Annotated in this window: 22 protein-coding genes; 9 read left to right on the plus strand and 13 right to left on the minus strand. The window is 73.5% G+C overall.

The window, feature by feature from the left end:
- Positions 1-14 precede the first annotated feature (14 nt).
- Both I601_RS01835 and I601_RS01840 read left to right on the plus strand, forming a co-directional pair.
- On the plus strand, positions 15-1,292 hold the full coding sequence (locus tag I601_RS01835; RefSeq protein WP_068105674.1) for a GNAT family N-acetyltransferase: 1,278 nt from the start codon (positions 15-17) through the stop codon (positions 1,290-1,292).
- A 13-nt stretch (positions 1,293-1,305) separates the two neighbouring features.
- On the plus strand, positions 1,306-1,509 hold the full coding sequence (locus I601_RS01840) for a hypothetical protein (RefSeq protein WP_068105680.1): 204 nt from the start codon (positions 1,306-1,308) through the stop codon (positions 1,507-1,509).
- 333 nt (positions 1,510-1,842) lie between these two features.
- Here the strand turns inward: I601_RS01840 and I601_RS01845 are convergent, their stop codons facing one another.
- Positions 1,843-2,295 carry an Lrp/AsnC family transcriptional regulator gene (locus I601_RS01845; protein WP_179948552.1) on the minus strand — a complete coding sequence of 151 codons (453 nt, stop codon included), beginning with the start codon at positions 2,293-2,295 and terminating at the stop codon, positions 1,843-1,845.
- Positions 2,296-2,462: 167 nt separating this feature from the next.
- Here I601_RS01845 and I601_RS01850 point away from each other — a divergent pair, with 167 nt between their 5' ends.
- A complete protein-coding gene (locus I601_RS01850; protein WP_068105683.1) occupies positions 2,463-3,671 on the plus strand; it encodes a trans-sulfuration enzyme family protein in 1,209 nt (402 codons plus the stop codon).
- Positions 3,672-3,705: 34 nt separating this feature from the next.
- Positions 3,706-6,027 carry a transketolase-like TK C-terminal-containing protein gene (locus I601_RS01855; RefSeq protein ID WP_068105687.1) on the plus strand — a complete coding sequence of 774 codons (2,322 nt, stop codon included), beginning with the start codon at positions 3,706-3,708 and terminating at the stop codon, positions 6,025-6,027.
- A 29-nt stretch (positions 6,028-6,056) separates the two neighbouring features.
- Here I601_RS01855 and I601_RS01860 read toward each other — a convergent pair whose 3' ends face one another.
- The 3 genes from I601_RS01860 to I601_RS01870 are packed head-to-tail and all read right to left on the minus strand — an operon-like array spanning position 6,057 to position 8,725.
- Positions 6,057-6,410, minus strand: coding sequence for a hypothetical protein (locus I601_RS01860; RefSeq protein WP_157519834.1), 354 nt, complete (start codon positions 6,408-6,410; stop codon positions 6,057-6,059).
- A complete protein-coding gene (locus I601_RS01865) occupies positions 6,407-7,609 on the minus strand; it encodes a fatty acid desaturase family protein (RefSeq protein ID WP_068105696.1) in 1,203 nt (400 codons plus the stop codon). The genes I601_RS01860 and I601_RS01865 overlap by 4 nt, the downstream gene beginning before the upstream one ends.
- 30 nt (positions 7,610-7,639) lie before the next feature.
- Positions 7,640-8,725: a ferredoxin reductase gene (locus tag I601_RS01870; RefSeq protein WP_068105699.1), complete on the minus strand. Its 1,086-nt coding sequence runs from the start codon at positions 8,723-8,725 to the stop codon at positions 7,640-7,642.
- Positions 8,726-8,823: 98 nt separating this feature from the next.
- On the opposite strand from I601_RS01870, the gene msrB reads away from it, so the two are divergent.
- Entirely contained in the window at positions 8,824-9,243 is a 420-nt protein-coding gene (msrB, locus tag I601_RS01875; protein ID WP_068105702.1) for a peptide-methionine (R)-S-oxide reductase MsrB, read from the plus strand.
- A 15-nt stretch (positions 9,244-9,258) separates the two neighbouring features.
- On the opposite strand, the gene I601_RS01880 is transcribed toward msrB, so the two are convergent.
- The 3 genes from I601_RS01880 to hemG form a co-directional block, all read right to left on the minus strand.
- On the minus strand, positions 9,259-9,888 hold the full coding sequence (locus I601_RS01880; RefSeq protein WP_068105705.1) for a hypothetical protein: 630 nt from the start codon (positions 9,886-9,888) through the stop codon (positions 9,259-9,261).
- Positions 9,889-9,995: 107 nt separating this feature from the next.
- Positions 9,996-10,715, minus strand: coding sequence for a hydrogen peroxide-dependent heme synthase (gene hemQ / locus I601_RS01885; protein ID WP_068105707.1), 720 nt, complete (start codon positions 10,713-10,715; stop codon positions 9,996-9,998).
- A gap of 25 nt (positions 10,716-10,740) precedes the next feature.
- Entirely contained in the window at positions 10,741-12,123 is a 1,383-nt protein-coding gene (gene hemG, locus I601_RS01890; RefSeq protein ID WP_237089527.1) for a protoporphyrinogen oxidase, read from the minus strand.
- Positions 12,124-12,187: 64 nt separating this feature from the next.
- Here hemG and I601_RS01895 point away from each other — a divergent pair, with 64 nt between their 5' ends.
- A complete protein-coding gene (locus I601_RS01895) occupies positions 12,188-13,171 on the plus strand; it encodes a DUF4349 domain-containing protein (RefSeq protein WP_068105713.1) in 984 nt (327 codons plus the stop codon).
- On the opposite strand, the gene hemE is transcribed toward I601_RS01895, so the two are convergent.
- Complete coding sequence (gene hemE / locus I601_RS01900) at positions 13,150-14,226, minus strand: uroporphyrinogen decarboxylase (RefSeq protein WP_068105715.1); 1,077 nt, start codon at positions 14,224-14,226, stop codon at positions 13,150-13,152. The genes I601_RS01895 and hemE overlap by 22 nt on opposite strands.
- Before the next feature lie 69 nt (positions 14,227-14,295).
- Here hemE and I601_RS01905 point away from each other — a divergent pair, with 69 nt between their 5' ends.
- A complete protein-coding gene (locus tag I601_RS01905) occupies positions 14,296-14,919 on the plus strand; it encodes a DUF3000 domain-containing protein (protein ID WP_068105718.1) in 624 nt (207 codons plus the stop codon).
- Positions 14,919-16,259: an HRDC domain-containing protein gene (locus I601_RS01910; RefSeq protein ID WP_068105721.1), complete on the plus strand. Its 1,341-nt coding sequence runs from the start codon at positions 14,919-14,921 to the stop codon at positions 16,257-16,259. Before I601_RS01905 ends, I601_RS01910 begins: the two co-directional genes overlap by 1 nt.
- Here I601_RS01910 and I601_RS01915 read toward each other — a convergent pair.
- The 5 genes from I601_RS01915 to I601_RS01935 form a co-directional block, all read right to left on the minus strand.
- A complete protein-coding gene (locus I601_RS01915) occupies positions 16,256-17,656 on the minus strand; it encodes an ABC transporter substrate-binding protein (RefSeq protein WP_237089659.1) in 1,401 nt (466 codons plus the stop codon). The two genes, I601_RS01910 and I601_RS01915, sit on opposite strands and share 4 nt — an antisense overlap.
- Before the next feature lie 122 nt (positions 17,657-17,778).
- On the minus strand, positions 17,779-18,240 hold the full coding sequence (locus I601_RS01920; RefSeq protein WP_084527031.1) for a type II toxin-antitoxin system PemK/MazF family toxin: 462 nt from the start codon (positions 18,238-18,240) through the stop codon (positions 17,779-17,781).
- Positions 18,241-18,369: 129 nt separating this feature from the next.
- Positions 18,370-18,978, minus strand: coding sequence for a hypothetical protein (locus tag I601_RS01925; RefSeq protein WP_068105730.1), 609 nt, complete (start codon positions 18,976-18,978; stop codon positions 18,370-18,372).
- Positions 18,979-19,010: 32 nt separating this feature from the next.
- A complete protein-coding gene (hrpA, locus tag I601_RS01930) occupies positions 19,011-22,874 on the minus strand; it encodes an ATP-dependent RNA helicase HrpA (protein ID WP_068105732.1) in 3,864 nt (1,287 codons plus the stop codon).
- Positions 22,875-22,917: 43 nt separating this feature from the next.
- Entirely contained in the window at positions 22,918-24,441 is a 1,524-nt protein-coding gene (locus I601_RS01935) for a hypothetical protein (RefSeq protein WP_068105735.1), read from the minus strand.
- 268 nt (positions 24,442-24,709) lie between these two features.
- Between I601_RS01935 and rocD the strand changes: the two genes are divergently transcribed.
- Positions 24,710-25,936 (plus strand): ornithine--oxo-acid transaminase, encoded by a 1,227-nt coding sequence (gene rocD / locus I601_RS01940; RefSeq protein ID WP_068105738.1) that lies wholly within the window; start codon positions 24,710-24,712, stop codon positions 25,934-25,936.
- Position 25,937: the final 1 nt, after the last annotated feature.

Consider the following 25,937-nt stretch of genomic DNA (forward strand, 5'->3'; position numbering starts at 1 on the left):
CTACGGTGGCCCACGTGAGCGGCTACGACGACCTGACCTTCGACCTCCTCGACGTGCATGCGACCGACGAGGACTCCGTCGCCCGGCTGCACGCCTACGCGGACACCTGGAGCCAGGCGTTCCACGAGGGCCGGCTGGACGAGGAGAAGAACAAGCACTGGATCGAGCACAGCCGGGTCGACGACGTGACGCTGCGCGCGGTCCTGCCCCGACGCTCGGCGATCGGGGGCACGCCCAGGCCCGTGGCGACGTTCACCAGCTGGGACCAGCAGCTCAACGTGGGCGGCCCCGACCTCCTCCCGGTGCGGATGATCACCGACGTCACCGTGGCTCCCACCCATCGACGTCGTGGGCTGCTCACCCGCCTGATGACCGAGGACCTCGACGAGGCCGTCCGCGCCGGCGTCCCGCTCGCGGCGCTCACCGTCTCGGAGGGCTCCATCTACGGGCGGTACGGGTTCGGGCCGGCGACGCGCTACCGGAAGGTGCACGTCGACGTGCGCCCGGGGCGCTTCGCGCTGCACCACCTCGAGGACGACGGCACCCTGGAGCTGGCGCTGCCGGCCGAGGCCTGGCCGGCGATGGCGCAGGTCCACGCCGAGCGGCTCGCGACCTCCCGTGGAGAGATCGCCCGACCGGCGTTCTACGAGCAGTTCCTCTCCGGCAGGTTCGACTGGGAGTCCGGGGGTCCCGACCGGAAGCTGACGGTGGTGGTGCACCTCGACGTCACCGGCCAGCCCGACGGCTACGTCGCCTACCGCACCGCCTGGAAGGACGACCAGGCGCGGCTCGAGGTGGCCGACCTGGTCGCCACGACCCACACGGCCCACCTGCGGCTGTGGCGCCACGTCGCCGACGTCGACCTCGTCACCGAGGTCCGGGCCCGCACCGCCCCCGACGACCTGCTCGACCTGGCCGTGGTCGATCCCAGGGGGGTGACCAGCGTCGAGGTCCGTGACTTCCTGTGGCTGCGCATCCTGGACCTGCCGCGGGCCCTGGAGGCGCGGCCGTGGCGCGAGGACGCCTCGGTGGTGCTCGAGGTCGACGACGCGCTGGGACACACCGCCGGCCGCTGGCGGGTCACCACCGAGAAGGGGACGGCCCGGGTCGCGCGCACCGACGACGAGCCCAGCGTGCGGCTGCCCGCCGACGTGCTGGCCGCCCTCTACCTGGGCGACCGAAGCGTGCTCACGGCCGCGGCGGCGGGACGGCTCCACGGGCCGGACGTCACGACCCTCGCCGCGATGGCCGACCACGCCGGGCCCGCGCCGTACTGCAGCACGGGCTTCTGAGGGCGGCCCGCTCATGACACCCGGTCCGGCACCAGCGGTGCGCATCCTCGAGGAGTGGGTGCTGCGCGGGGGCTACTGGCAGGTGCTCACCAGCTCGCCGGAGCACACGAGCGTCTCCCTCCTGACCTGCGACGGCGGCGAGGAGATGGAGCGGGTGGTCGACGACGGGCCGGAGCTGCACGACTGGCTGGCCGGCCGTACGTCGTCGGCGGACTGACCCGGACGGTCCCGCACGCCCGCGCCCTCCTCGTTTGTTCACCCGGGTGAACAAATCTGAAGGCGCCCCCCTTATTGGCTGTGTCCCCGGCGTCCACGCGTCGGCGGGCCCCGAGGCGGAGCGCGAAGTTCTGCCACACCGGCAGGGCCGGCAGCCCTAGCCCGACCTCGGCGCGGTCAGCAAGGTTGCGCAGGCGCTCGAGGGCCTCGTCGGCAGACGCAGATGTACAGCATCGCGTCCACCACGCTCAGCAGGTCCTCGGTCAGGCCACTTGGGTACGACATGCCCGCCACGGTGACGACACGACCGTCGGTGCAACAGGGACACACGCAGTCACAGGACACCGCGGCCCTTGCGCCGCTCGAAGACCAGCTGGGTCTCGGTGGAGCGCACGACGGGGTGCACGGTGATGTGCTCCAGGACCAGGTCGCGCAACGCCTCCGGGTCGGCCACGGCCACGAGCAGGTGGAAGTCGTCCTCCCCCGCGACGTGCAGCGCCTGGAGCACACCGGGCACCTGGACGAGCGAGTCGTAGAGCGTGGTCACGTGCTGCGCGTCGTGGCTGCCGAGCCGGACCTTGATGACCGCCTGCAACGGGAAGCCGAGCGCGGCGACCTGCACCTGGACGCTGGTGCCGACGATGACGCCCCGCTCGCGCAGCGCACGGACCCGGTAGGCACAGGTGGACTCGGCGACCCCGAGTCGGGCGGCGAGGGCCTTGTTGGTGAGCCGGCCGTCGGCCCCGAGGGCCCGCAGGATGTCCAGGTCGAGCTGGTCGAGCGCCACGGCCGCCGGGGACCGTGACGATCGGGGCGTGGGGGGCGACTGTGATCCGGACAACCCGGTCTCCTCACGTGGGCCTGTGGTTGCTCGTCCTGCAAGCAATGTGCCTTGAGCCTACGTCTTCGGCACCAGGATCGACGTCGGGTGGCGATCTGGACGACGATCGAGGCATGCGCCCCACACTTCGTCCTGACTCCGTCGCCGTCCACAGCGGCCGCGAGGACCTCACCGGCCTCGGCGTGCACGCGCTGCCCCTCGACCTCTCCTCGACCAACCCGCTGCCCGATCTCGAGACCGGAGGCGACTCCTACGAGTCGATGGCCACCGGCGGGCACCCCACCGAGGGCGGCCACGTCTACGCCCGCCTGTGGAACCCCACCGTGGCGCGCTTCGAGACCGCGCTGGCCACCCTCGAGCACGCCGAGAGCGCCGTCGCGTTCGCCTCCGGCATGGCCGCGATGACCGCCGCGGTGCTCTCGCGCACGATGAGCACCGGCAAGCGCCACGTGGTCGCGGTCCGCCCGATGTACGGCGGCACCGACCACCTGCTCTCCACCGGCCTGCTGGGCACCGAGGTGAGCTGGTGCACCGAGGACGAGATCGCGGCGACGGTGCGCCCCGACACCGCCCTGGTGCTCGTCGAGACACCCGCCAACCCGACCCTGGAGCTGCTCGACATCCGGGCCGCGGTCGAGGCGGCCGGCGACGTGCCGGTGCTCGTCGACAACACCTTCGCCACCCCGGTGCTGCAGAACCCGCTCGACCTGGGCGCCGCGATGGCCCTGCACAGCGCGACCAAGTACCTCGGCGGGCACGGCGACGTCGTGGGCGGCGTCATCGCCTGCTCCGAGGAGACCGCCTCCGCGCTGCGCCAGGTCCGCGCCGTCACCGGCGGCATCCTGCACCCGCTCGGCGCCTACCTCCTGCACCGCGGACTGGCCACGCTGCCGCTGCGGGTGCGCGCCCAGCAGGAAGGAGCCCGCCAGCTCGTCGCCTGGCTGCAGGAGCAGGACGAGGTCGCCCACGTGCACTACCCCGGTCTGCACGGCGACCCGCGCGGGCTGATCGGCACCCAGATGCGCGGCACCGGGGCGATGATCGCGATCACCCTGCGCGACGGCTACGCCGCGGCCGCGCGGCTCACCTCGTCGGTCGACCTGTTCACCCACGCGGTCTCCCTGGGCGGCGTCGACTCGCTGATCCAGCACCCCGCGGCCCTGACCCACCGCCCGGTCGCGGCGCACGCGCGACCCGACGCGGGCGTCGTACGGCTGTCGGTGGGGCTGGAGGACCCGCTCGACCTCATCGACGACCTGGCTGCCGGGCTGGCACAGTACGGAGCCACCGGCGACGCCTCGCGTCGCCCCGTCGGCGTCTGAGCCGGACCGACCCGCCCGATCCTCGAGGAGACGCGTGACGACCACCCCCGACCCGGCCCTCCTGCGCGAGGTCTCGCGACGCGTGCTGTGGCTGGCGACGTCGATCGTCGACGCCGCCAACGCCGGGCGTCCCAACGACAGCGGTGTGAAGGTCGGCGGGCACCAGGCGTCGTCGGCCTCGATGGTCGACATCATGGTGGCGCTGTGGTTCGCCGAGCTGACCAGCGAGGACCGGGTCTCGGTCAAGCCGCACGCGTCCCCGGTGCTGCACGCGCTGAACTACCTGCTCGGCGACCTCGACGAGGCCTACCTGCCGACCCTGCGGGCCAAGGGCGGTCTGCAGTCCTACCCCTCGCGGCTCAAGGACCCCGACACCGTCGACTTCTCCACCGGCTCGGTCGGCATCGGAGCGACGGCGGCGATCTGGGCGGCGATGTCGCACCGCTACGTCTCCTCCCGCTTCCCCGACGCACCGCCGGCCGGGCGCTTCATCAGCCTGCTGGGTGACGCCGAGCTCGACGAGGGCGCCATCTGGGAGGCCGTGGCCGACCCCGCCGTGGCCCGGCTCGGCGAGATCCTGTGGGTGGTCGACGTCAACCGGCAGTCGCTGGACCGGGTCGTCCCGGAGCTGCAGATCGCCCGGCTCGCCGGCATGTTCGACGGCGCCGGGTGGCAGGTCGCGGTGGTCAAGTGGGGCCGGCGCATCAGCGAGCTCTTCGAGCGGCCCGGCGGTGCGGAGCTGCGCGCCCGGCTGGAGGAGATGCCCAACGAGGAGTACCAGCGGATGCTGCGCGCCGAGACCGGCGAGGTCGCGGAGCGGCTGCTGGCCGACTCGGACGGCTGGTCCCCGTCGGCCGAGCTGCGCGGGCTCGTGGACTCCCTCGACGCCGACGACCTGGCCGAGCTGGTGCGCGACCTGGGCGGGCACGACCTGGGCCTGCTGGTCGACACCTTCCGCGACGTCGACGACGACCGGCCCACGGTCGTGTTCGCGTACACGATCAAGGGCCGCGGCCTGCCCACCGAGGGGCACCCCAACAACCACTCGGCCCTGCTGACCGGCGCCCAGATGGAGGCCCTGGCCGAGCGGACCGGCGGCGACCGGGCCGCGCCCTGGACGCGCTTCGGGTCCGGCAGCGCCGCCGACCGGCTGTGCTCCGAGCGCGCCGCGACCCTGCGTCGCACGCCGCAGCCGCCGACCACCCCGCTCCCGGTGCCGGTCGCGCTGGGTCATGCGCACAAGCGGCCGGTCTCGACCCAGGCGGCCCTGGGCCGGCTGCTGGCCGACCTGCACCGCGACGCGCCCGCAGTCGCCGACCGGGTGGTCACCTGCAGCCCTGACGTCGCCTCGTCGACCAACCTGGGCGGCTGGATCAACAAGACCGGGGTGTGGTCGGTGGCGGAGCGCCGTGACTGGTTCGCCGACGACACCGAGCGGCTGCTGCGCTGGTCGGAGCGCGCCAACGGCCAGCACATCGAGCTCGGCATCGCCGAGGTCAACCTGGTCTCGCTGCTCGGCGAGCTCGGGGCGACCTGGTCGCGCTGGGGCGAGCGGCTGATCCCGATCGCGACGATCTACGACCCGTTCGTCTCGCGTGCGCTGGAGCCGTGGTCCTACGGCATCTACTCCGGCGGCCAGTCGATCCTCGTGGGCACGCCGTCGGGCGTGACCCTGGCCCCCGAGGGCGGGGCGCACCAGTCGATCACCACCCCGTCGATCGGCCTGGAGCAGCCGGGCTGCACCGCCTGGGAGCCGGCGTTCGCGCAGGACCTCGAGTGGTGCTTCCTGGCCGCGATGGACTCGGTCGGCGTGCCCGGTGGCACCTCGTCGTACTTCCGGCTCTCCACGCGCCCCCTCGACCCCGAGCTGGCCGCGCTGCCCGACGACCCGGCACTGGTGGAGCGCCGTCGTCGCCAGGCGGTGGCCGGCGGCTACCGGCTGCCCGCGGACCACCCTCCCGCCGAGGAGCAGGTCACGCTGGTCGGCGTAGGAGCGATCATGCCCGAGGTCGTCAGCGCCCGCGACAGCCTGCTGGCGCAGGGTGTGCGCGCCGGGGTCGTCTGCCTGACCAGCCCCGACCTGGTGTTCCGCTCGTTCCAGCAGCGCGGGCGCCGCAGCGGTGGCACGGGTGGCGACATCCTCGAGGAGCTGCTGCCCGCGAGCGCGCCGGCACCGCTGGTGACCGTGCTCGACGGGCACCCGCACACGCTGTCGTTCCTCGCCGGTGCCCGCGGCGACCGGATCCGCTGCCTCGGCGTCGAGCAGTTCGGGCAGTCCTCCGACCTCGCCGACGCCTACCGGCTGCACGGGCTCGACGCGGCCGCGGTCGTCGACGCGGCACTGGGACTGCTCTGAGGGTCGTGGTCCGGGTCGGGGCGGGTCGGTCAGAGCAGCGAGTTGGGCTGGAACGTCGGTCGCCGGTCGTCCTGACCGGCCGCGGGCCGGACGAACTCGAAGCCGGCCGTGAGCACGACCTGCAGGTCCGGCGAGCCGGCGGCCAGCGCCCGGGCACAGTCCTCGTGCAGGGCCGGGGCGTGGAAGGCGTTGCGGGCGACCTCGTCGGCGTCGCCCACGAACGCCACCGGGCGGCCCAGCGACGCGGCGCACGCGCCGCAGATCCGGCTCAGCGCGCACTGGGTCACCCGGGCCCCGACGAGGACCGGCCGGCCGTCGCCGTCGGGCTCCCAGGCGAAGGGCGCCGTACGGGCGTCGACCGCGCGGGACAGCCCGCGGATCACGAGGCCTGCCCGGCGCCGCGCGACCACCCACCGAGCTCGGAGCGCCGTGCCGGCAGCTCGGCGTCGGACTTGCGACCCCGCTCCACCGGCGGCGGGCTGTCGGGCGAGGTCAACCCGTTCGGCAACGAGAGCTTCAGGATCGTGCGCAGGGTCTGGCCGTACTGCCGGTGGAGGGGGCCGGTCGTGTAGGGCAGGTCGTACTTCTCGCACAGCGCCCGCACCTTCACCGAGATCTCGGCGTACCGGTTGCTGGGCAGGTCGGGGAAGAGGTGGTGCTCGATCTGGAAGCCGAGGTTGCCCGACAGGATGTGCAGCAGCGGGCCGCCCTCGAAGTTGGCGGCTCCGAGGACCTGGCGCAGGTACCACTCCGCCCGAGTCTCGTCCTCGAGCTCCTCGGCGGTGAAGTGCAGCGCCCCGTCAGGGAAGTGGCCGCAGAAGATGATCATGTACGACCACAGGTTGCGGCTGAGGTTGGCGACCGCGTTGGCCTTCATCGTGGTGCGCCACCGCGGGCCCGACAGCGCCGGGTAGACGACGTAGTCCTTGAGCGCCTGGTTGCGACCCTTGCGCCAGATCTGCTTGAGCTGGCGCTTCATCTCCTGCGGGTCCTTCTCGCCCTTGCGGATCTTCTCCAGGTCGAGGTCGTGCAGCGCCACGCCCCACTGGAAGAGCGAGGCGAGCAGCGCGTTGTAGACGGGCTGTCCGAGGTGGGTGGGGTTCCACCGCTGCTCGCGGGCCACGCGCAGGACGCCGTAGCCGATGTCGTTGTCGTAGCCGAGCACGTTGGTGAACTGGTGGTGGATGTAGTTGTGCGAGTGCTTCCACTGCTCGGCCGGCTGGGCGGTGTCCCACTCCCAGCTCGAGGAGTGGATCTCCGGGTCGTTCATCCAGTCCCACTGCCCGTGCATGACGTTGTGGCCGATCTCCATGTTCTCGAGGATCTTGGCCACGCCGAGCATGGCACCGCCGGCGATCGCACCGGGCAGCCGCGCCCGGCGGGAGTGGCAGGTGGTCATCAGGGTGACCCGGGCGGCGGCGGCGAGGCCGCGCTGCACCTTGATCATCCGGTTGATGTACGCCGCGTCGGCGGCGCCGCGCGACTCCTCGACGTCGGCGCGGATCCGGTCGAGCTCGCGGCCGATCTGCTCGACCTCGTCGTCGGTGAGGTGGGTGTACTCCTGGACGTCGGCGATGGCCATGGCGTCTCCTGTGGGGTCGGTCGGAAGGGGTCAGATGTCGAGGACGCAGTCGCCCACGGCGGCGGTCACGCAGGTCTGCACCTGCTCGTGGGGCTGCGCGTACTCCGTGCCGTTGCGCAGATCGCGCACCGTGCCGGAGACGAGGGTCAGCGTGCAGGTGTGGCAGATGCCCATCCGGCAGCCGAAGGGCATGCCGACGCCGGCCTGCTCGCCCGCCTCGAGCACGGTCGTGGCGCCGTCGACGTCGACCTGCTTGCCCGAGGAGCGGAAGCGGATCGTCCCGCCCTCGCCGCCGTCGCCGCCGAGCTGGAGCGTGAAGCGCTCCAGGTGCAGCCGCTCCGCCAGCCCGTGGCGCTCGTAGTGCTCGTGCACCGCGTCGAGCATCGGCCCGGGACCGCAGGCCCAGGTCTCGCGCTCGCGCCAGTCCGGGCACACGGCGTCGAGGCCGCGCTGGTCGTGCCCGACCTCGAGGAGCCCGTCGACGTCGGTGTGCAGCCGGTGCACGGTGAGGCCCTCGTGCGCCTCCTCGAGCCGGGTCAGCTCGTCGCGGAAGATCATCCGCTCGGGCGTCGGGGAGGAGTAGTGCAGGACGACGTCGGGCATGGTGCCGCGCCGGTCCAGGGTGCGCAGCATCGCCATCACCGGGGTGATGCCGGAGCCGCCCACCAGGAAGAGCATCCGCTGTGGCGGCGGGTCGGGCAGCACGAAGTCGCCCTCCGGCCTGGCCAGCCGCACGATCGTGCCGGGCTCCAGCCCGTTGACCAGGTGGGAGGACAGCAGCCCCTCGGGCATCGCGCGCACCGTGATGGCGATGTGGCGCCCGGAGCGGCGCGGGGCGGAGCTCACCGAGTACGAGCGCCACTGGAAGCGGCCCTCCACCGCCACCCCGATGCCGACGTACTGGCCGGGGCGGTGGTCGAAGCGCCAGCCCCAGCCCGGTCGGATCACCAGGGTGGCGGCGTCCTCGGTCTCGCGGACCACCTTCTCGATGCGCCCGCGCAGCTCGCGCTGGCTCCACAGGGGGTTGAGGAGCGAGAGGTAGTCGTCGGGGTGCAGCGGCGTGGTCAGCCTCGCGCCGGCCCGCCGCACCCGCTCCCAGGGGATCGTTGCACTCACCGTGTCTCCTTGCCGTGGACGTCGACACCAGTGAACACATGTGCACCCACATGCGTCAACGGTCCGCAGGGATGAGGTGGCCCACGTAGGCTGGCGTCATGGGCTACGACGTGGACAAGACCGACGCCGAGTGGCGTGAGCAGCTCTCGCCCGAGGAGTACGCCGTGCTGCGCGAGGCGGGCACCGAGCGGGCGGGCGTGGGCCGGCTCACCGACACCGAGACGACCGGCGTGTACCGCTGCAAGGCGTGCCGGGCCACGCTGTTCGAGTCGGACACCAAGTTCCACTCCGGCTGCGGCTGGCCGTCGTTCTACCAGCCGGTGAGCGACACCATCGAGTACATCGAGGACACCTCGCACGGCATGAAGCGCGTCGAGGTGCGCTGCGCCGGGTGCGGCTCGCACCTCGGACACGTCTTCCCCGACGGCTACGGCACACCGACCGGCGACCGGTACTGCATCAACTCGATCAGCCTGACCCTCGAGCCGGCCGACGGCTCGGGACCCGTCGCGGGCTGACGGCGGACCTCCGGGTCAGCCGGCGTCGACCAGCTGGGACACGACCCGGACCGTGTTGGCGCCGTACGTCGCGTCGAGGTGCTCCTGCAGGCCCCCGTCGTCGTAGGCGACCTCGACCACGACCTGGGTGTTCTCGACGCGGCTGCCCTGCACCCCGGGCAGCCCGCTGACCTCGCGGGCGATCTCGGCGATCGACGCCTCGTCGCGCTGGCGCAGCGGCGGGGGCGGGTCCGGCTCGTCCTGACGCATCGCGTCGTAGAGCGCGGCCGGGACCGCGTCGGTGACGGTGAAGGAAGCACCGTCCCACGTCCCGGTGAGCGCGAAGTAGCCCCAGCGCACGTCGCCGACCCGGTCGAAGGCCTGCTGGTCGCGCCAGCGCCAACCCTCGACGGCCGGTCCGCCGCACTGCGGCGGGTAGGACTCGGCCACCGGCCCCACGCACAGCTCGGGCCCGGCGCCGGTGTCCATCACCACGACCAGGTCACGGGTGCGCACCGGCCCCTCCGCAGCGCTCGGCTGCGGTGCGGCGGCTGCACCACCGTCGTCGACGGCGCGGTCGGACCCGCTGCTGCAGGCGCTCGCGAGCAGGAGCGGGACGACGAGCAGGACGATGCCGGACGTACGCCGACGGGCTGGGGCGCGCATAGCAGTGGGACGGGGCCTCTCGCTCGGGGGTTCCACGGGACCCAGCGCGACATCTGGGCCGGGTCAGCGCGACATCTGGGCCGGGTCAGCGCGACATCTGGGCCGGGTCAGGGCAGGCGGTGCAGGAGGTCGGGGACGGCGGTGAGGGCGCCGGTGTAGAACGGCACCTCCTCGCGCACGTGGCGGCGCGCGGTCGAGGCGCGCAGGTGCCGCATCAGGTCGACGATGCGGTACAGCTCGTCGGCCTCGAACGCGAGCATCCACTCGTAGTCGCCGAGCGCGAAGCTGGCCACGGTGTTGGCGCGCACGTCCTTGTAGTCGCGCGCCATCTTGCCGTGCTCGGAGAGCATCGCGCGGCGCTCCTCGTCCTCGAGCAGGTACCACTCGTAGGAGCGCACGAAGGGGTAGACGCACACGTGGCGCTTGGGGTCCTCGCCGTCGAGGAAGGCAGGCACGTGGCTCTTGTTGAACTCGGCCGGGCGGTGCAGCGCCATCTGCGACCACACCGCGTCGAGACGCGCACCGAAGCGGGTGCGGCGGAAGCGGTGGTAGGCGTCCTGGAGCTGCTCGGAGTCCACGGCGTGGATCCACACCAGGAGGTCGGCGTCGGCGCGCAGCCCGCTGACGTCGTAGACGCCGCGCACGATGACGTCGTCGGCGGCGAGCGCGGCGAAGAGCTCCTCGACCTCGGCGGCCTCGGCGGCCCGGTCGGCCTCCTCACCCAGGACGTCGCGCAACCGGAAGACCGACCACATCGTGTAGCGGATGGCGTCGTTGATCTCCCGGACCCGGGCTGCGTTGCTCTTGGTGTCGCTCATGGGCCCCATTGTGCCAAGGGCCCCCGCGCGCCCGTCAGCCGCTCACCCGGGCGACGGCCGTGCGTGCCGAGCTGATCACAGCGGGGATGCCCACGCCGTCGTACGCCGCCCCGCACACCGCGAGCCCCGGCACCTCCGCCACCGCCGCGCGCACGCGGGCGACCAGGTCGAGGTGGCCCACGGCGTACTGCGGCAGCCCGCCGCCCCAGCGCTGCACGTGGGTGTCGACGGGACGCGACCGCAACCCCACGGCCTCGCGCAGGTCGGCGCGCGAGAGCTCGACCAACCGCTCGTCGGGCGCCTGCAGCAGGACCTCGTCGCCGTGGCGCCCCAGCGAGGTGCGCAGGTGCAGCACGCCGGAGGACACGCCCGCCTCGCGGACCCAGGCCCACTTGGCGAACGAGAAGGTGGAGGCCTTGATCCGGCGACCGTCGACCGGCGGCACCAGGAAGCCCGAGCTCTCGGTGGCGGCCAGGTCGGGGACGTCGTCGATCGCGAACGCGAGCGTCACGATCGCCATCGACGCGGTCTCGACGGCCCCCAGCGCGGCCCCGGCGAGCGGGGCGACCTCGCCGAGCAGCCGCGCGGTGGGCGCCGGCGGCGTGGCCAGCACCACGGCGCCGGCGGTGATCGGCTCCGGGGCCGTGGTGGGCCCGACGACCAGCCGGAAGCCGGCACCGTCACGCTCCAGGCGGCGCACGGTCGCGTCGGTCCGGATCTCACCTCCGGCGGCCCGCACCGCGGCCGCGAGGACCTCGGGCAGCGTGCCCATCCCGCCGGTCAGGCCCGCGAACACCGGGGCGGCGTACGTCGCACCCGCGGGCGCCAGGGCCGCGCCCTGCTCGAGCAGCGAGCCGCGCTCGGCCATGGCGACCAGCTGCGGGACACCCGCGCGCGCGGAGATCCGCCGGGCGCGCCCGGCGTACACGCCGCCCAGCAGCGGCTCCACGAGCAGGTCGGTCACGGCGGGGCCGAGTCGGGCGTCGACGAGGTCGCCGACGCTGATGTCGTCGCCGATCTCGCTCGGCGGCAGGGACGGCTCCTCGCGCACCCGGGCCAGGGCGGCGGCGTCGAGGATCCCCGAGGCGGCGAGCTGTTCGAGGTCGAGGGGCACCCCCATCAGCGAGCGCGGCAGCGGTCGCAGCGCGCCCCGGGTCCACAGCCGGGACGAGACGATCGCCGGGTGCACCACCTCGAGCCCGACGGCACGGGCCAGGTCGACGCCCTCGGGACGCCGGTTGAGCATCGCCTCGGCGCCGACGTCGACGACCACGCCCGCCACCTCGTGCGAGCGCAGCTTGCCGCCGATCCGGGGCGCCGCCTCGAGCAGGAGCACGTCCCGGCCGGCCAGCGCGAGCTCGTGGGCGGCCGTCAGTCCGGCGATCCCGCCCCCCACGACCACGACGTCCCTGTGCACGCCCCCACTCTGGCACGCACCCCCGGGGCGGGAACCCGCTCCCCGCCCGCCGCGTCCCAGCACCATGAACCCGACCACGCGACCCCGCCGCCGCTCCCGCACCCGGCTCCTGCTGGCGACCGGCTGCCTGGCCGCACTGACGACCCTGGCGGCCTGCAGCGGCGCCGGCGACAGCAGCGCCGGTGACAGCGACAGCGCCGCCGAGCCGGCCAGCGCCGGCGAGGTCGCCCCCGCGCCCCGCTACGACGGCCGTCGCTCCCTCTCCTCCGACGCGGACGCAGCCGAGCCCGCCGGGGGCGTCGCGGACGTGGCCTCCTCGGTCGACTCCCCGGTGCGCGAGCCGGCGCTCATCTCCACCGGCACCGTGTCGCTGCGCGCCGACGACGTCGCCGACACCCGCTTCGACGTGCAGAAGGTGGCCGACCGCTACCAGGGCCGGATCACCGACAGCGAGACCCGCACCGACGAGGACGGCGAGGTGCGCGACGCGCGGCTGGTGCTGCGGGTCCCGGCCGCCGAGTTCACGGAGGCGATGGACGAGCTGGAGAAGGTCGCCGACCTGGAGAGCTCGACCTCGTCCACCGACGACGTGACCACCCGGGTCGTCGACACCGCGGTCCGCATCCGGGTGCAGCGCGCGAGCATCGCGCGCATCGAGGAGCTGCTCCAGCGCGCCGGCTCGATCCGCGACGTGGTCGCGGTCGAGAGCCAGCTGACCAAGCGCCAGGAGCGGCTGAACTCACTGCTGCGCCAGCAGGCCTACCTGGGCGACCAGACGTCCATGTCCACCATCACCGTGCACGTGCAGCGGACCCGGGCCGTCGAGGTCACCGACCCCGAGGGCGGGTCCGGCTTCGTTGCCGGCCTGCGGGCCGGGTGGGACGGCCTGACGACCGTCGCCGTCGCCCTGGCCACCGTCACGGGCGCGGTGCTGCCGTTCACCGTGCTCGCACTGCTGCTCGGGCTGCCGCTGTGGTTCGTGCTGCGCCCCGTCGTACGCCGCCGCCGCGCGGCGGCGGGCCCCGCTCAGCCGGCGTCGAGCGGGTAGGACTGCACGAACTCGGTGAGCCGCGCGAGCTGGTCGGGGTCGGTCGACGGGATGACGCCGTGCCCCAGGTTGAAGACGTGGCCGCGTGCTGCCCGGCCGGCCTCGATGATGGCGCCGGCCCGGGCGGTCATCACGTCGGTCGGCGCGAAGACCAGCGTCGGGTCGAGGTTGCCCTGCACCGAGCACTCGCCGACCATCGGGATCGCCCGCTCGAGCGGGGTGCGCCAGTCGACGCCCACGACGTCGGCCCCGGCCTCGGCCATCAGGTCGAGCAGGTTGCTGGTGCCCACACCGAAGTGGATGCGCGGCACGCCCAGGGCACCGGCCCGCTCGAGCACCCGGGTGGAGTGCGGCAGCACGTGCTCGGTGTAGTCACCGGGGGTCAGCGCTCCGGCCCAGGAGTCGAAGAGCTGCACGGCCGAAGCGCCGGCGGCGACCTGCACCTCCAGGTAGGCCGAGGCGATCTGGGTGATCTTGCGCATCAGCGCGTCCCAGACGTCCGGGGCGCTGAACATCATCGCCTTGGTCCTGGCGTGGTCCTTCGAGGGACCGCCCTCGACGAGGTAGGAGGCCACGGTGAAGGGGGCTCCGGCGAAGCCGATGAGCGGGGTCGCGCCCAGCTCGCCGACCAGCCCGCGCACGGCCTCGGTGATGAAGGTGACGTGCTCGGGGGTCAGGTCGGGGATGCGGGCGACGTCCTCGAGGGTGCGCACCGGCTCGGCCACCACGGGGCCGACGCCCGGGACGATGTCGAGGTCGACGCCGACGGCCTTGAGGGGCAGCACGATGTCGGAGAAGAAGATGGCCGCGTCGACGCCGTAGCGGCGCACGGGCTGGAGGGTGATCTCCACCACGAGCTCGGGGTCCATGCAGGCGTCGAGCATCGCCACGCCCTCACGCACGCGCAGGTACTCGGGCAGGGACCTGCCCGCCTGGCGCTGGAACCACACGGGCGTGTGCGGCACCTCCTCACCGCGGGCGGCCTTGAGGAAGGCGCTGTCCTCGAGCGGGCTGTGCTGGACGGGTGCGGGGTGCTCATCGGCGACGTGGGTCACGGGACAAGGGTCTCAGGTCCCCCGGCGTGTTCGGACATCGGTTCGACGACACCCGCCTACTGTAGAGCCATGGTCGTCCGACAGGAGACGTACCCCGGCGCCGGGGTGCCCACCGCCCCCGCCGCGTTCACCGCAGCCGTCGCCGGTCTGCGCGCCGCGCGCCTGCGCCCCGAGGTGAGCTGCGAGGAGATGCCGGCCCCGCAGCGGATCGCCCCGTTCTCCTCCGCGCTCAGCGCCGACGTCACCGTCGACGACACCGACGTCGCGACCGGGCGGATCATCCTGCTCCACGACCCCGACGGCAACGACGCCTGGGACGGCACCTTCCGGATGGTGGCCTACGTCCGCGCCGAGATCGAGCCCGACCTGGCCGGTGACCCCCTCCTGGCCGGCGTCGGCTGGACCTGGCTCACCGACGCCCTCGACGCGAGCGGGGCGGAGTACTCCCACGAGTCCGGCACCGTGACCTGCGTGACCACCGAGTCCTTCGGGTCGATGGCCGACGAGTCCGGCACCGCGCAGGTCGAGGTGCGCGCCTCCTGGTCGCCCGCGGTCGACGCCGACGGCGTGCCCGACACGGTCCCGCACGTGGAGGCCTGGGGCGACCTGCTGTGCGCGGCCGCCGGCCTCGAACCGGTGCCCGAGGGTGTGGCGGTGCTCCCCAGCCGTCGCGGTCAGCGCGGCCCCCGCTGATGGCCGCTTCCCTCCCGCCCGAGGTCCCCGAGCAGCCGGACGACGCCGCCCCCACCGAGGAGGCGGCTCCGGAGCCGGCCCCGCTGCTGACCCTGCGCGACCCGCTTCCCGACGTGGTCGACACCCCCGCCGGGCTGGAGGAGCTGTGTGCTGCCATCGCGACGGGCACCGGTCCGGTCGCGATCGACGCCGAGCGCGCCTCGGGTCACCGCTACTCCAACCGGGCCTACCTGATCCAGCTGCGCCGCGAGGGCTCGGGCACCCACCTGCTCGACCCCACGCCGTTCGACGACCTCGCTCCCCTGCAGGAGGCCATCGGGGACGCCGAGTGGATCCTGCACGCCGCGACCCAGGACCTGCCGTGCCTGCGCGGGGAGGGCCTGACCCCGGCCGCGCTCTTCGACACCGAGCTGGCGGGGCGGCTGCTCGGCTACCCCCGCGTCGGTCTCGCCACGCTCGTGGAGACGTTGATCGGGCGCCGGATGAAGAAGGAGCACTCGGCCGTCGACTGGTCCACGCGCCCGCTGCCCCAGCCGTGGCTGGAGTACGCCGCCCTCGATGTCGAGGTCCTCGTCGAGCTGCGCGACCTCATCGCCGCCGAGCTGGTGGCCACCGGCAAGGACGGGTGGGCCCGTGAGGAGTTCGACGCCCTGCGCGGCTTCGAGGCCCCGGTGCGCGTCGACGCGTGGCGGCGTACGTCGGGCCTGCACAAGGTCCGCGGCCGCCGGGCCCTGGGTGCGGTCAAGGCGATGTGGGAGCTGCGCGACGAGATCGCCGAGCAGCGCGACGTGACACCGGGACGCATCGTGCCCGACTCCGCGATCGCGGCCGCCGCCACCGCGCCCACGCTGCCGACCGAGCGCACCGAGCTGATGGCCCTCAAGGGCTTCCACGGGCGCGGGGCGGAGCGCTACTCCTCCCGCTTCGCAGCGGTGCTCCGCGAGGTCGCCGAGCTGCCCGAGTCCGAGCTGCCGGCCCGCACCCCGCGCAGCGACGGCCCGCCGCCGCCGCGTGCCTGGGCCGACCGCGACCCGGTCGCCGCGCGCCGTCTCGTGCTGGCCCGCGAGGCGATGGCCGCACTCGCCGAGAAGCACACGATGCCGGTCGAGAACCTGCTGACCCCGGACTCCCTGCGCCGGGTGCTGTGGGCCCCGCCCGCCTCCCGCGACCCCGAGCAGCTCGCCTCCGAGGTGGCCGCCGTGCTGTCCGGCATGGGTGCGCGGCCCTGGCAGATCGGGCTCGTGGGCCCGGTGGTCGTCGACGCGGTCCTCACCGCCGACGCCGAGCCGCTCGTCGACGCCGAGCCGCTCGTCGACGCCGAGGCGCCGACCGAGGACTAACCCTGCTGCTCGGGGGCCCCGGTGCTGTCGGGGCTGTCGGGGCTGTCGGACTCCTCGAGCTCCTCCGGCGAGAGCACCGTGCGCGAGAGCAGGTCGATCAGCTCGGTGGCGGTCTCGAGGTCGAGGACGCCCGGGGTGGTGACGAGCTTGGCGATCGGGTCGTCGACGAGCGCCTGGAGCTGGGTCCAGGCGTCGAGCAGCGGCGGCACCCGCATCGAGCGCACCGACGAGGTGAAGAGGTCGGCTCGACGGGGCTGGAGCGCCGGCTGGGTGAAGTCCTCGGCCAGCGCGACCTGCTGGTTGGCCGGCACCAGGTAGCCGGTGCGGGTCAGCTCGCCGACGACCTCGTCGGAGATCATGTGCACCAGCAGGTCGGCGGACTCGGTGATCGACTCGGTGGCGGGGTTCAGGCACAGCCCTGTCAGGTCGCCGATCGTGGCCGGGGAGTCGAGGGTCGGCATCGGCAGGACGTCGAAGTCCAGGCCCGCCACCGCGCGCAGCTCGGGGACCAGGTCCCGGTAGCCGGCCATCATCCCCAGGCGGCCGCGCTCGAACCACTCCAGTGGCGTGGCCTTGGCCAGCTGCTCCTCGCTGAGGGTCAGGTTGGAGCGGCGCAGCAGCTCCAGGGTGCGCTCGAGGGCGTCCCGGGACTCGTCGCTGGACAGGTTCAAGGAGGTCGGCGCGCTCTCGTCGTCGAAGACCTCACCGCCGCCGGAGTAGACGAACGGGGCCAGACCCCTCAGCGAGGGCTCGATGTAGACGCCCTTGCTGCGCTTGCGCGGCTTGGTGGCGAACTCCGCGGCGGCACGGAACTCGTCGAAGGTGAAGCGGCTCGAGTCCGGTGAGGGGACGTCGAGGCCGCGCTCGCCCATCCGCTCGAGGTCGACGAGGGCGGTGTTGCGGTAGATCACCATCGGCGAGACGCCGAAGGGCATGCACTGGAGCCGGGTGTCGGCGGAGAACGCCTCGAGGGCGTCGCGGGAGTAGCCGTCACCGAACTCGACCGAGCGCTCGTCGAGCAGCTCGTCGACCGGTGTGGAGTAGCCCTCGCTGCGCAGGAACGTCAGGTCGCGGCGCGAGGCCAGGAAGACGTCGGGGCTGGCCTCACCGGCACGCAGCGCGTCGTCGAGCGCGTCCCGGTCGCTCCACGACTCCACGGTGACGGTGCTCTCGCCGGAGGTCTCGTTGAAGGCCTCGACGACCTTCTCGTAGCCCGCGACCTCCGCGTCCTTGCCCCAGACGCCGAGGGTCAGCTCGACCTTCGCCTGGGGGGCGGGCACCGGGTCGGGACCCGGGAGGGTCTCGCGTCCGGCGTCGCTGTCACAGGCCGTCACGACCAGGGCGAGGGTCAGCAGCGCCACCGTCGTTGCGACACCCCGTCGGGCCCGCCTACGCATGCTGTCCACTGCCACCTCGTCCTCTCAGGATCTGCGGCGCCACCCTACCGAGCCCGACCACGGGACCGGAGGTCTCGGCGCGTCCCGGTCCCGCAACGTGACCGGACTCTCGGTGCGGACGCTCAGCCGAGCGCGTGGAACTGCCGCGCGGCGGCCACCACCGCGTCGAACCGGGGGCGGTCCAGCGCCGCTCCCTCGCGGCGTACGGCGGAGGGGTCCAGGCGCAGCAACCGGTCCAGGCGGACCTCGCTGGGACGCTGCTCGCGGTCCCAGCCGCCGGAGCCCACATCCATCCAGTGCCGACCCGCGCGGGCCTCCTGCGCGGCGTCGCGGTCGTGGTCCTGGCTGGTCAGCATCAGCCCGTAGACGTGGGCGCGGTCCGCGGCGACGAGCAGCACCGGACGGTCCTTGCCCTGGGAGGCGTCCTCCTCGTAGGGCACCCAGGCCCACACGACCTCGCCCGGGTCGGGGCGGCCGTCGCGGTGGGGGGCGTAGGTGACGCGGGGGCCACGACGCACCAGCCGCTGCGCGGCACGACGCAGCGAGGGTCGCGGGCGAGGAGACCTCTTCGACGGAGTGCGCATCAGGTCTGGATGGTACGCCGGACCGGGAGCGCCTCACGGCGCGTGGCCGCTCGTAGCGGCTTTATTTGGGACCCGGGGCTGCCGCGGTCCGGCGTACCGTGCACCAGCATAGGCGCTGCGGCTCGTGACTCAAGCCAGCCGGCCGGCCAGCTCCGCGTGACCAGCGGCCTCGAGCTGCTCGGCCATCGCGAGCATCCGCTGCACGTCGTCGTGGCCGCTCTCCGCCCGCGCCGCCCGGCCGGCGCTGATCACCCGGGCGAACGCCGCACCGCGGAACAGCACGTCGGCGAAGTCACCCTCCGCGATGCCGCGCAGCACCTCGTCGACCATCGCCTTGAGCTCCTCGGGGCCCGGGGGCTCGGCCACCCCGGCCACCACCCGGGCGACCTGGGCGCGCGAGCGGCCCTCCTCGAACTGCGCGGCCGCCTGCACCGGCTCGGCGTGCACCCACGAGCGCAACAGGTAGAGCCGCCACAGGCAGCCGGCGAGCGAGTCGGCCGGCGAGCCCGCCCACACCTCGGCGACGGTCTCGATGCCCTCGGTGTCGGCCAGGTGCAGCAGCCGCTCGGACACCGCACGGTCCGCGCTCTCGCGGGCGCCGCGCACGAGCAGGTGCGCGGCCCGGTCGGCGGCCTCGGTGACCAGGGCCGGGTCGACCCCCCCGACGTGCTCGTCGAAGAACGCACTGGTCGCCTGCAGCGGCCGGTGGTGGGGTCGGCGGTGGTCGGGAAGGCTCACCTGCTCCAGGCTACGCCCGGGGTGGAGATCCCTCAGGCCAGGACCTTGCGGATCCGCTGGTCGGAGACCGGGCCGTCGGTGCCGAGCTGCTGGGCCCACAGCGAGACGCGGTACTCCTCCAGCATCCAGCGCACCCGGCGCAGCCGCTCCCCCGGCGGCCGCCCCTCGGGGAGCGCGTCGACCTGGTGCAGCCAGGCGCCCTGCAGGTCGGCGATGCGGTCCATCAGCTGCCGGTCGGCGCCGATCGCCAGACCGCCGGTGTCGAGCTTCTCGCGGCGCTGGAGCAGGGCCTGCAGGTACGTCGGGTAGCGGCGCAGACGGCTGGGTCCGGCCTCGCTGATGAAGCCGCGGTGCACCAGCCGCCCGAGCTGGGCGCGCATGTCGGTGAGCGCGGTGAGCATGTGCATGTCGGCACGGCCCGAGAGCACCTTCTCGGCGCGGCGCCAGGCGTCCAGGACCCGGACCACGTCGGCGAGCACCCCCCGCAGGTGCGCCTGGAGGTCGGCACCGACGAGCGCCAGCAGGGCGTCGTACGCCGCCTGGTCGCGCACGGGCGCCCGCCCGTCGACGGCGGCCTGGACCACCGCGGCCCGGCAGTCCTCGAGCAGCTCGGCCACCGAGGGGTAGGGCGATCCGGCGAGCCCGAGCTTCTCGGCGTTGCCGAGCCCGTCGAGCACCCGGCGCACCGAGGAGTCACCGCGGCGGTCGAGGTCGAGCAGCAGGAGCCGGCGCACGCCGAGACGGTGCCGGGCGTCGCGCTCGTCCTCGGAGCCGGCGACCTGCAGCCCGACCGTGGCGCCCTCGTCGACGAGGCCCGGGTAGGCGGTGACCTCGTGGCCGGCACGCTTCTGGGTGAAGGACGCCTCGAGGTCGCCGAAGACCCAGGTGGTCTCGCCGGTGCGCGCCAGCCCGGAGTCGGAGGCGACCTCGGCCAGCGCCTGGGTGAACTGTCCGCGCAGGGGGGCCTTGAGCGCCTCCAGGTCCTTGCCCCGGGCCTGCTCGCGGCCGCGGTCGTCGACGACCCGGTAGGTGGGGCGCAGGTGCTCGGGCACCTTGGCCCAGTCCCACGCCTCGCGCGGCACCACGACGCCGCCGGTGGCCCGGCACCAGCGCTCGAGGGCGTCGAGCAGCGGCTCCTCCCCCGGTGGCGTCGCGCGCAGGAAGTCGCGGGCCTTGTCGGGGGCCGGCACGAAGGTGACCCGCAGGTTCTTGGGCAGGCTGCGGATCAGGCTGGTGACCAGCTCCTCGCGCAGGCCCGGCACGTTCCAGGAGAAGTCGTCGGCGGCGACCCGGTTGAGCGTGGCCACGGGCACGTCGATGGTCAGGCCGTCGTCGGCGGCGCCCGGCTCGAAGTGGTACGCGATCGGGAAGGTCAGCCCCTCCCCGTGCCACTGCTCGGGGTAGTCGTCCTCGCGCACCTCCTCGGCCGTGTCGTGGGTGAGCATGCTGGGGTCGAAGTCGAGCAGCCGGCCGTCGCGCTGGCGCTCCTGCTTCCACCACTGGTCGAAGTGCGCGCCGCTGACGACCTCGGGTCCCACCCGGGCGTCGTAGAAGTCGAAGAGCGTCTCCTCGTCGACGACGATGTCCCGGCGCCGCGCCCGGTGCTCGAGCTCGGCGGCCTCCTCGAGTCGCCGGCGGTTGCGCTCGAGGAACTTCTGCTGGGTTCGCCACTCCCCCTGCACCAGGGCGTGGCGGATGAACAGCTCGCGAGCGACCTCGACGTCGACCTTGCCGTAGGAGACGAGCCGGTCGGCGACCAGCGGCACGCCGTAGAGGGTGGCGCGCTCGTAGGCCATCACCGCCGCACGCTTGGTGCTCCAGTGCGGCTCGGACCAGGTGCGCTTGACCAGGTCCCCACCCAGCCGCTCGGCCCAGGCCGGGTCGATTGCCGCCACCTGGCGGGCCCACAGGCGGCCGGTCTCGACGAGCTCGCCGGCCATGACGTACGCCGGGTTCTTCCGCGCCAGGCCGCTGCCCGGGAAGATCGCGAACCGGGCGCCGCGGGCGCCGACGTACTCGCGCATCGGGCGGCGGCCCTTGGCGGCCTTCGCGCCGGGGGCGGGCTTGTCGCGCTCCTCCAGCAGCCCGATCTGCGAGAGCAGCCCGGAGAGCAGCGCCTGGTGGATGCCGTCGGCGTCGGGGAGGTCGGCGGGGTGCCCGACGTCCACGCCCATCTCCTTGCACACGGTGCGCAGCTGGGACTCGAAGTCCTGCCACTCCCGCACCCGCAGGTAGTTGAGGAACTCCCGCTTGCACATCCGACGGAACGCGCTGGAGCTGAGCTCCTTCTGCTGCTCCTTGACGTAGCGCCACAGGTTGAGCCAGGTCAGGAAGTCGGAGTCGTCGGCCTTGAACCGGGCGTGCTGCTGGTCGGCCTGCGCCTGCATCTCGGCGGGCCGCTCACGGGGGTCCTGCAGGCTCAGCGCGGCGGTGATGACCAGCACCTCCCGCAGGCACCCGAGCCGCTCGGCCTCGAGGATCATCCGGCCCAGCCGCGGGTCCAGGGGCAGGCGGGCCAGCCGCTGGCCGAGGCCGGTCAGCCGACGCTCCTCCCGGCCCGGGGCGACCGTCAGCGCACCGAGCTCCTCGAGCAGCTGCACGCCGGAGGCGACGTTGCGACGGTCCGGCGGCTCCACGAACGGGAAGTCCGCGACGTCACCCAGGCGGAGGCTCGTCATCTGCAGGATGACGCTGGCCAGGTTGGTGCGCAGGATCTCGGGGTCGGTGAACTCCGGACGGCCCTCGAAGTCCTCCTCCGAGTAGAGCCGGATCGCCACGCCCGCCGCGACGCGCCCGCACCGGCCCGAGCGCTGGTTGGCCGAGGCCTGGCTGATCGGCTCGATGGGCAGCCGCTGCACCTTGGTGCGCGCGGAGTACCGCGAGATCCGCGCGACACCGGCGTCGACGACGTAGCGGATGCCGGGCACCGTCAGCGAGGTCTCGGCGACGTTGGTGGCCAGCACGATGCGGCGCCCGGTGTGCGAGGAGAAGACCCGGTGCTGCTCGGCGGCCGAGAGCCGCGAGTAGAGCGGGACCACCTCGGTGCCGCCGCCGCGGGTGGTGGTCGTCAGGTCGTGCAGTGCGTCGGCGGTGTCGCGGATCTCGCGCTCCCCGGGCAGGAACACCAGGATGTCGCCGGGCCCCTCGGCGCTCAGCTCGCGCACGGCATCGACGATCGCCTCGGTCTGGTCGCGCTGGACCGGCTCGCCGTCCTCGTCGTCCTCGCCGAGGTCGAGCAGCGGCCGGTAGCGCACCTCGACGGGGTAGGTGCGCCCGGAGACCTCGACGACCGGGGCGGGCGTGCCGTCGCGGTCGGCGAAGTGGGCGGCGAAGCGCTCCACGTCGATGGTCGCCGACGTGATGACCAGCTTGAGGTCGGGACGCCGCGGCAGCAGCCGCTTGAGGTAGCCGAGCAGGAAGTCGATGTTCAGCGACCGCTCGTGCGCCTCGTCGATGATGATCGTGTCGTACTTCCACAGCATCCGGTCGCGCTGCAGCTCGGCGAGCAGGATGCCGTCGGTCATCAGCTTGACCCGCGTCGAGCGCGTCGTGCGGTCGGTGAACCGGACCTGGTAGCCGACCACCGAGTCCTCGCCCAGCGACTGGCCGAGCTCGTCGGCGATCCGCTCCGCGACCGAGCGCGCGGCGATCCGGCGGGGCTGGGTGTGCCCGATCAGGCCCCCGCGACGGCGCTCCTTGCCGTCCCGCGCGGTGTGCATGGTGGGCCGGCCCCGGCCCAGCTCGAGGCAGATCTTCGGCAGCTGCGTGGTCTTGCCCGACCCGGTCTCGCCGGCCACGACCACGACCTGGTGGTCCCGGATCGCCTCGGCGATGTCGTCGCGCCGCTGGGTGACGGGGAGCTCGGGCGGGTAGGAGATCTCGAGCGGCGCGTCCATGACCGGGCCATTGTGCCGGTCGGCCGGGCACCGTGACGAACCCCTACTCCAGGACGTCGTACTTGCCGCTGATCTTGAAGGAGCGGACGTCGTAGCGGCTGCCCTCGCTGAGCCCCATCTGCCAGAGGATGTAGTTGCGACGACCCTCCTTGTGGCCCCACTTCTCCACGTCCACACCACCGGGCTTGTGCCTGCCCCACCCGCCGCGCACGACCGTGCGGCCCTTGAGCGAGTCGTTGCGGTTGACGTAGCCGAAGACGACGTAGGAGCCGCGCACCCGGTCTGCACCGCGCGCCGGGCCGCCGGTGTAGGTGACCTTGACCTTCCGGTAGGCCCGCCCGACGCTGCGGGGCAGGTAGGCGCCCGACAGCACCACGACGGGGCTCTCCGCAGGCTTCGTGCAGCGGGTCTGCGACAGCAGACCGAGCGAGCCCGCCCGCCCGTGGGAGGACGGCCTCCGCAGCCGGCTGCACCGGCCGACCCAGGTGTCCACCACGGAGTCGGCGGCCGTGACCTTGTAGCGGAACTTGCGCCGGCGCAGGCGCTCGCCGAACACCTCGACCGGGTGCGCCCACTCGCCCTGGTGGCCCATGGCGTCGGTGGTGCGCAGCCGCACGGTGTAGCGACCCGCCGGCAGCGGCTCGCCGTCCGGGCTGGCCGACCAGCGCAGCCGGAGCTCCCCCCGGCCGGGGTCGCTGTCGGGCGACCACGACGTCGCCAGCACCTGGGCGGTGCGCCCCTCGGCGTCCACGACCGCGAGCTCGACGTCCTCGATGGTGTCGTGGGTGGCGGCGCGGATGTCGAGGACGTCGCGGTAGCCGTCGTGGACGGGGTAGATCTTGTCCCCGCTCACGACGAGGTACGCCTCGGCTCGGCCGTCGACCCGGAAGTAGCGCCACGACGTCCCGTCGACGCGGCCGACGCGCTCGAGCTCGGCCGCAGCGCTCACGTGCAGCTCGTACTCGCCGTCGGGCAGGGGCTCGCCCGGGTCGAGGTCGAAGACGGCCCGGTCCTGGGTCGTCCCGGGACGGAAGGTGGTGGAGCCGCTGGCCACCTGCTTCTGGCCGTGCCTGGTCCGCACGCTCCACTCCACGTCACCCGTCCGGTCGCTGCCCGGCTCGTCGACGTGCATCGGCACCGGGCCGCCGGCCGGGAGGAGGGTCAGGTCCTTCGGACGGTAGCTGTCGACCCCGATGGCCAGCTGGTGGCGCACGTCGAGGGTGGGCGACCAGACCCAGAGGCACTCGTCGTCGCGGCACGCCACGACCTGCACCCGGTAGGAGCCCCGGGTGAGGTCCAGCCCCACCACACCTCCGTCGATCGGCAGCTCCGCACGCCCGGACCGCAGCCTTGCCACCAGGGAGGTGTTGCCCGCGACCTCGATCTGGACCTCGTAGTCGCCGCCCTGGATGTGGTGGATGGTCTCCTCGGGGAAGGTGACCTCGAGCGACAGCGGGACGTCGGCGCCGGGTTCCTCCTCGGCCGAGACCGGGGCGGAGAGCCCCAGGACCAGGGCGAGCAGGAGCAGGGCGGAGAGCACGGAGGCGTGCGCGCGCGGGAGGAGCATGGAGCGGTCCAGACGGTCGGGCGGAGCGGCACCAGACCGCGTGTCGGGCGGCAGGTTACGACGCGCCGCGCCCCCGTCCGGCACCCGGGCGTCCAGGACCCGACCCGGCCGCACCCCGGGGCCGCGCCGCCGTAGGATCGCGCGCGATCTTGGCTTTCGGGCCGTGATCTGGTCCTCTGGGAGTCGTGGGACCGCACGATCTCCCACCCTCTCCCACGACCTGCACGCCGATGCCGTGCCGGCCACCTTCGATCAGCAGGAGGAAGCCATGACGGCATCCGCGACCGAGACCCGTTCCAGCAGCGAGATGTTCCAGCGCTCCGAGGCCCGCACGGCGCACAACTACAAGCCGCTGCCGGTGGTCGTCGCGCACGCCGAGGGCGCGTGGATGACCGACGTCGAGGGCAAGCGCTACCTCGACCTCCTGGCCGGCTACTCCGCGCTCAACTTCGGCCACGGCCACCCCGACCTGCTGGCTGCCGCGCACGAGCAGCTCGACAAGCTGACCCTGACCAGCCGGGCGTTCGTCCACGACCAGTTCGCCGACTTCTGCGCCGAGCTGGGCGACCTGTGCGGCAAGGAGCTGGTGCTGCCGATGAACACCGGCGCCGAGGCCGTCGAGACCGCCATCAAGGTGATGCGCAAGTGGGGCTACGAGGTCAAGGGCGTCACGCCCGGCCAGGCCAAGATCATCGTGGCCTCGGGCAACTTCCACGGTCGCACCACCACCATCGTCGGCTTCTCCGACGACCCCGACGCCCGCGACGGCTTCGGCCCCTTCGCCCCCGGCTTCGAGATGGTCCCCTACGGCGACCTCGCAGCCGTCGAGGCCGCGATCGACGAGAACACCGTCGGCGTGCTGATGGAGCCGATCCAGGGCGAGGGCGGCGTCGTGCTGCCCCCCGACGGCTTCCTGCGCGGCCTGCGCGAGCTGTGCACCCGCACCGACGTGCTGATGGCCATGGACGAGATCCAGGCCGGTCTCGGGCGCACCGGCAAGACCTTCGCCAGCGACCACGAGGACGTCGTCCCCGACCTCTACGTGCTCGGCAAGGCCCTCGGCGGCGGCATCGTGCCGGTCTCCGCCGTCGTCGCCGACAAGGACGTGCTCGGGGTGCTGCGCCCCGGCCAGCACGGCTCGACCTTCGGCGGCAACCCGCTGGCCTGCGCGGTCGGGCTGGCGGTGGTCCGGATGCTGGCCACCGGCGAGCACCAGGCCCGCGCCACCGAGCTCGGCGAGATCCTGCGCGAGCGGCTCGAGGCCCTCGTCGGCCACGGCGTGCTCGCGGTGCGCGTGCGCGGGCTGTGGGCCGGCGTCGACATCGACCCCGCCGTGGGCACCGGTCGCGAGGTCTGCGAGGCGCTGATGGCCCGGGGCGTGCTGGCCAAGGACACCCACGGCTCGACCATCCGGCTCGCGCCGCCGCTGGTCATCGAGGCCGACGACCTGGTGTGGGGCCTCGACCAGCTCGCCGAGGTCGTCCGCGGCGGCTGAC

It is taken from the genome of Nocardioides dokdonensis FR1436 (assembly GCF_001653335.1).
Classification (GTDB): Bacteria; Actinomycetota; Actinomycetes; order Propionibacteriales; family Nocardioidaceae; genus Nocardioides; species Nocardioides dokdonensis.

Bases quoted from the DNA above. Each gene is read 5' to 3' on its own strand.
- I601_RS01840 (WP_068105680.1), top strand. From the start codon at position 1,306: ATGACACCCGGTCCGGCACCAGCGGTGCGCATCCTCGAGGAGTGGGTG.
- I601_RS01850 (WP_068105683.1), top strand. From the start codon at position 2,463: ATGCGCCCCACACTTCGTCCTGACTCCGTCGCCGTCCACAGCGGCCGC.
- I601_RS01865 (WP_068105696.1), bottom strand. From the start codon at position 7,609: ATGGCCATCGCCGACGTCCAGGAGTACACCCACCTCACCGACGACGAG.
- msrB (WP_068105702.1), top strand. From the start codon at position 8,824: ATGGGCTACGACGTGGACAAGACCGACGCCGAGTGGCGTGAGCAGCTC.
- I601_RS01880 (WP_068105705.1), bottom strand. From the start codon at position 9,888: ATGCGCGCCCCAGCCCGTCGGCGTACGTCCGGCATCGTCCTGCTCGTC.
- hemQ (WP_068105707.1), bottom strand. From the start codon at position 10,715: ATGGGGCCCATGAGCGACACCAAGAGCAACGCAGCCCGGGTCCGGGAG.
- I601_RS01895 (WP_068105713.1), top strand. From the start codon at position 12,188: ATGAACCCGACCACGCGACCCCGCCGCCGCTCCCGCACCCGGCTCCTG.
- I601_RS01905 (WP_068105718.1), top strand. From the start codon at position 14,296: ATGGTCGTCCGACAGGAGACGTACCCCGGCGCCGGGGTGCCCACCGCC.
- I601_RS01910 (WP_068105721.1), top strand. From the start codon at position 14,919: ATGGCCGCTTCCCTCCCGCCCGAGGTCCCCGAGCAGCCGGACGACGCC.
- I601_RS01915 (WP_237089659.1), bottom strand. From the start codon at position 17,656: ATGCGTAGGCGGGCCCGACGGGGTGTCGCAACGACGGTGGCGCTGCTG.
- I601_RS01920 (WP_084527031.1), bottom strand. From the start codon at position 18,240: ATGCGCACTCCGTCGAAGAGGTCTCCTCGCCCGCGACCCTCGCTGCGT.
- hrpA (WP_068105732.1), bottom strand. From the start codon at position 22,874: ATGGACGCGCCGCTCGAGATCTCCTACCCGCCCGAGCTCCCCGTCACC.
- I601_RS01935 (WP_068105735.1), bottom strand. From the start codon at position 24,441: ATGCTCCTCCCGCGCGCGCACGCCTCCGTGCTCTCCGCCCTGCTCCTG.
- rocD (WP_068105738.1), top strand. From the start codon at position 24,710: ATGACGGCATCCGCGACCGAGACCCGTTCCAGCAGCGAGATGTTCCAG.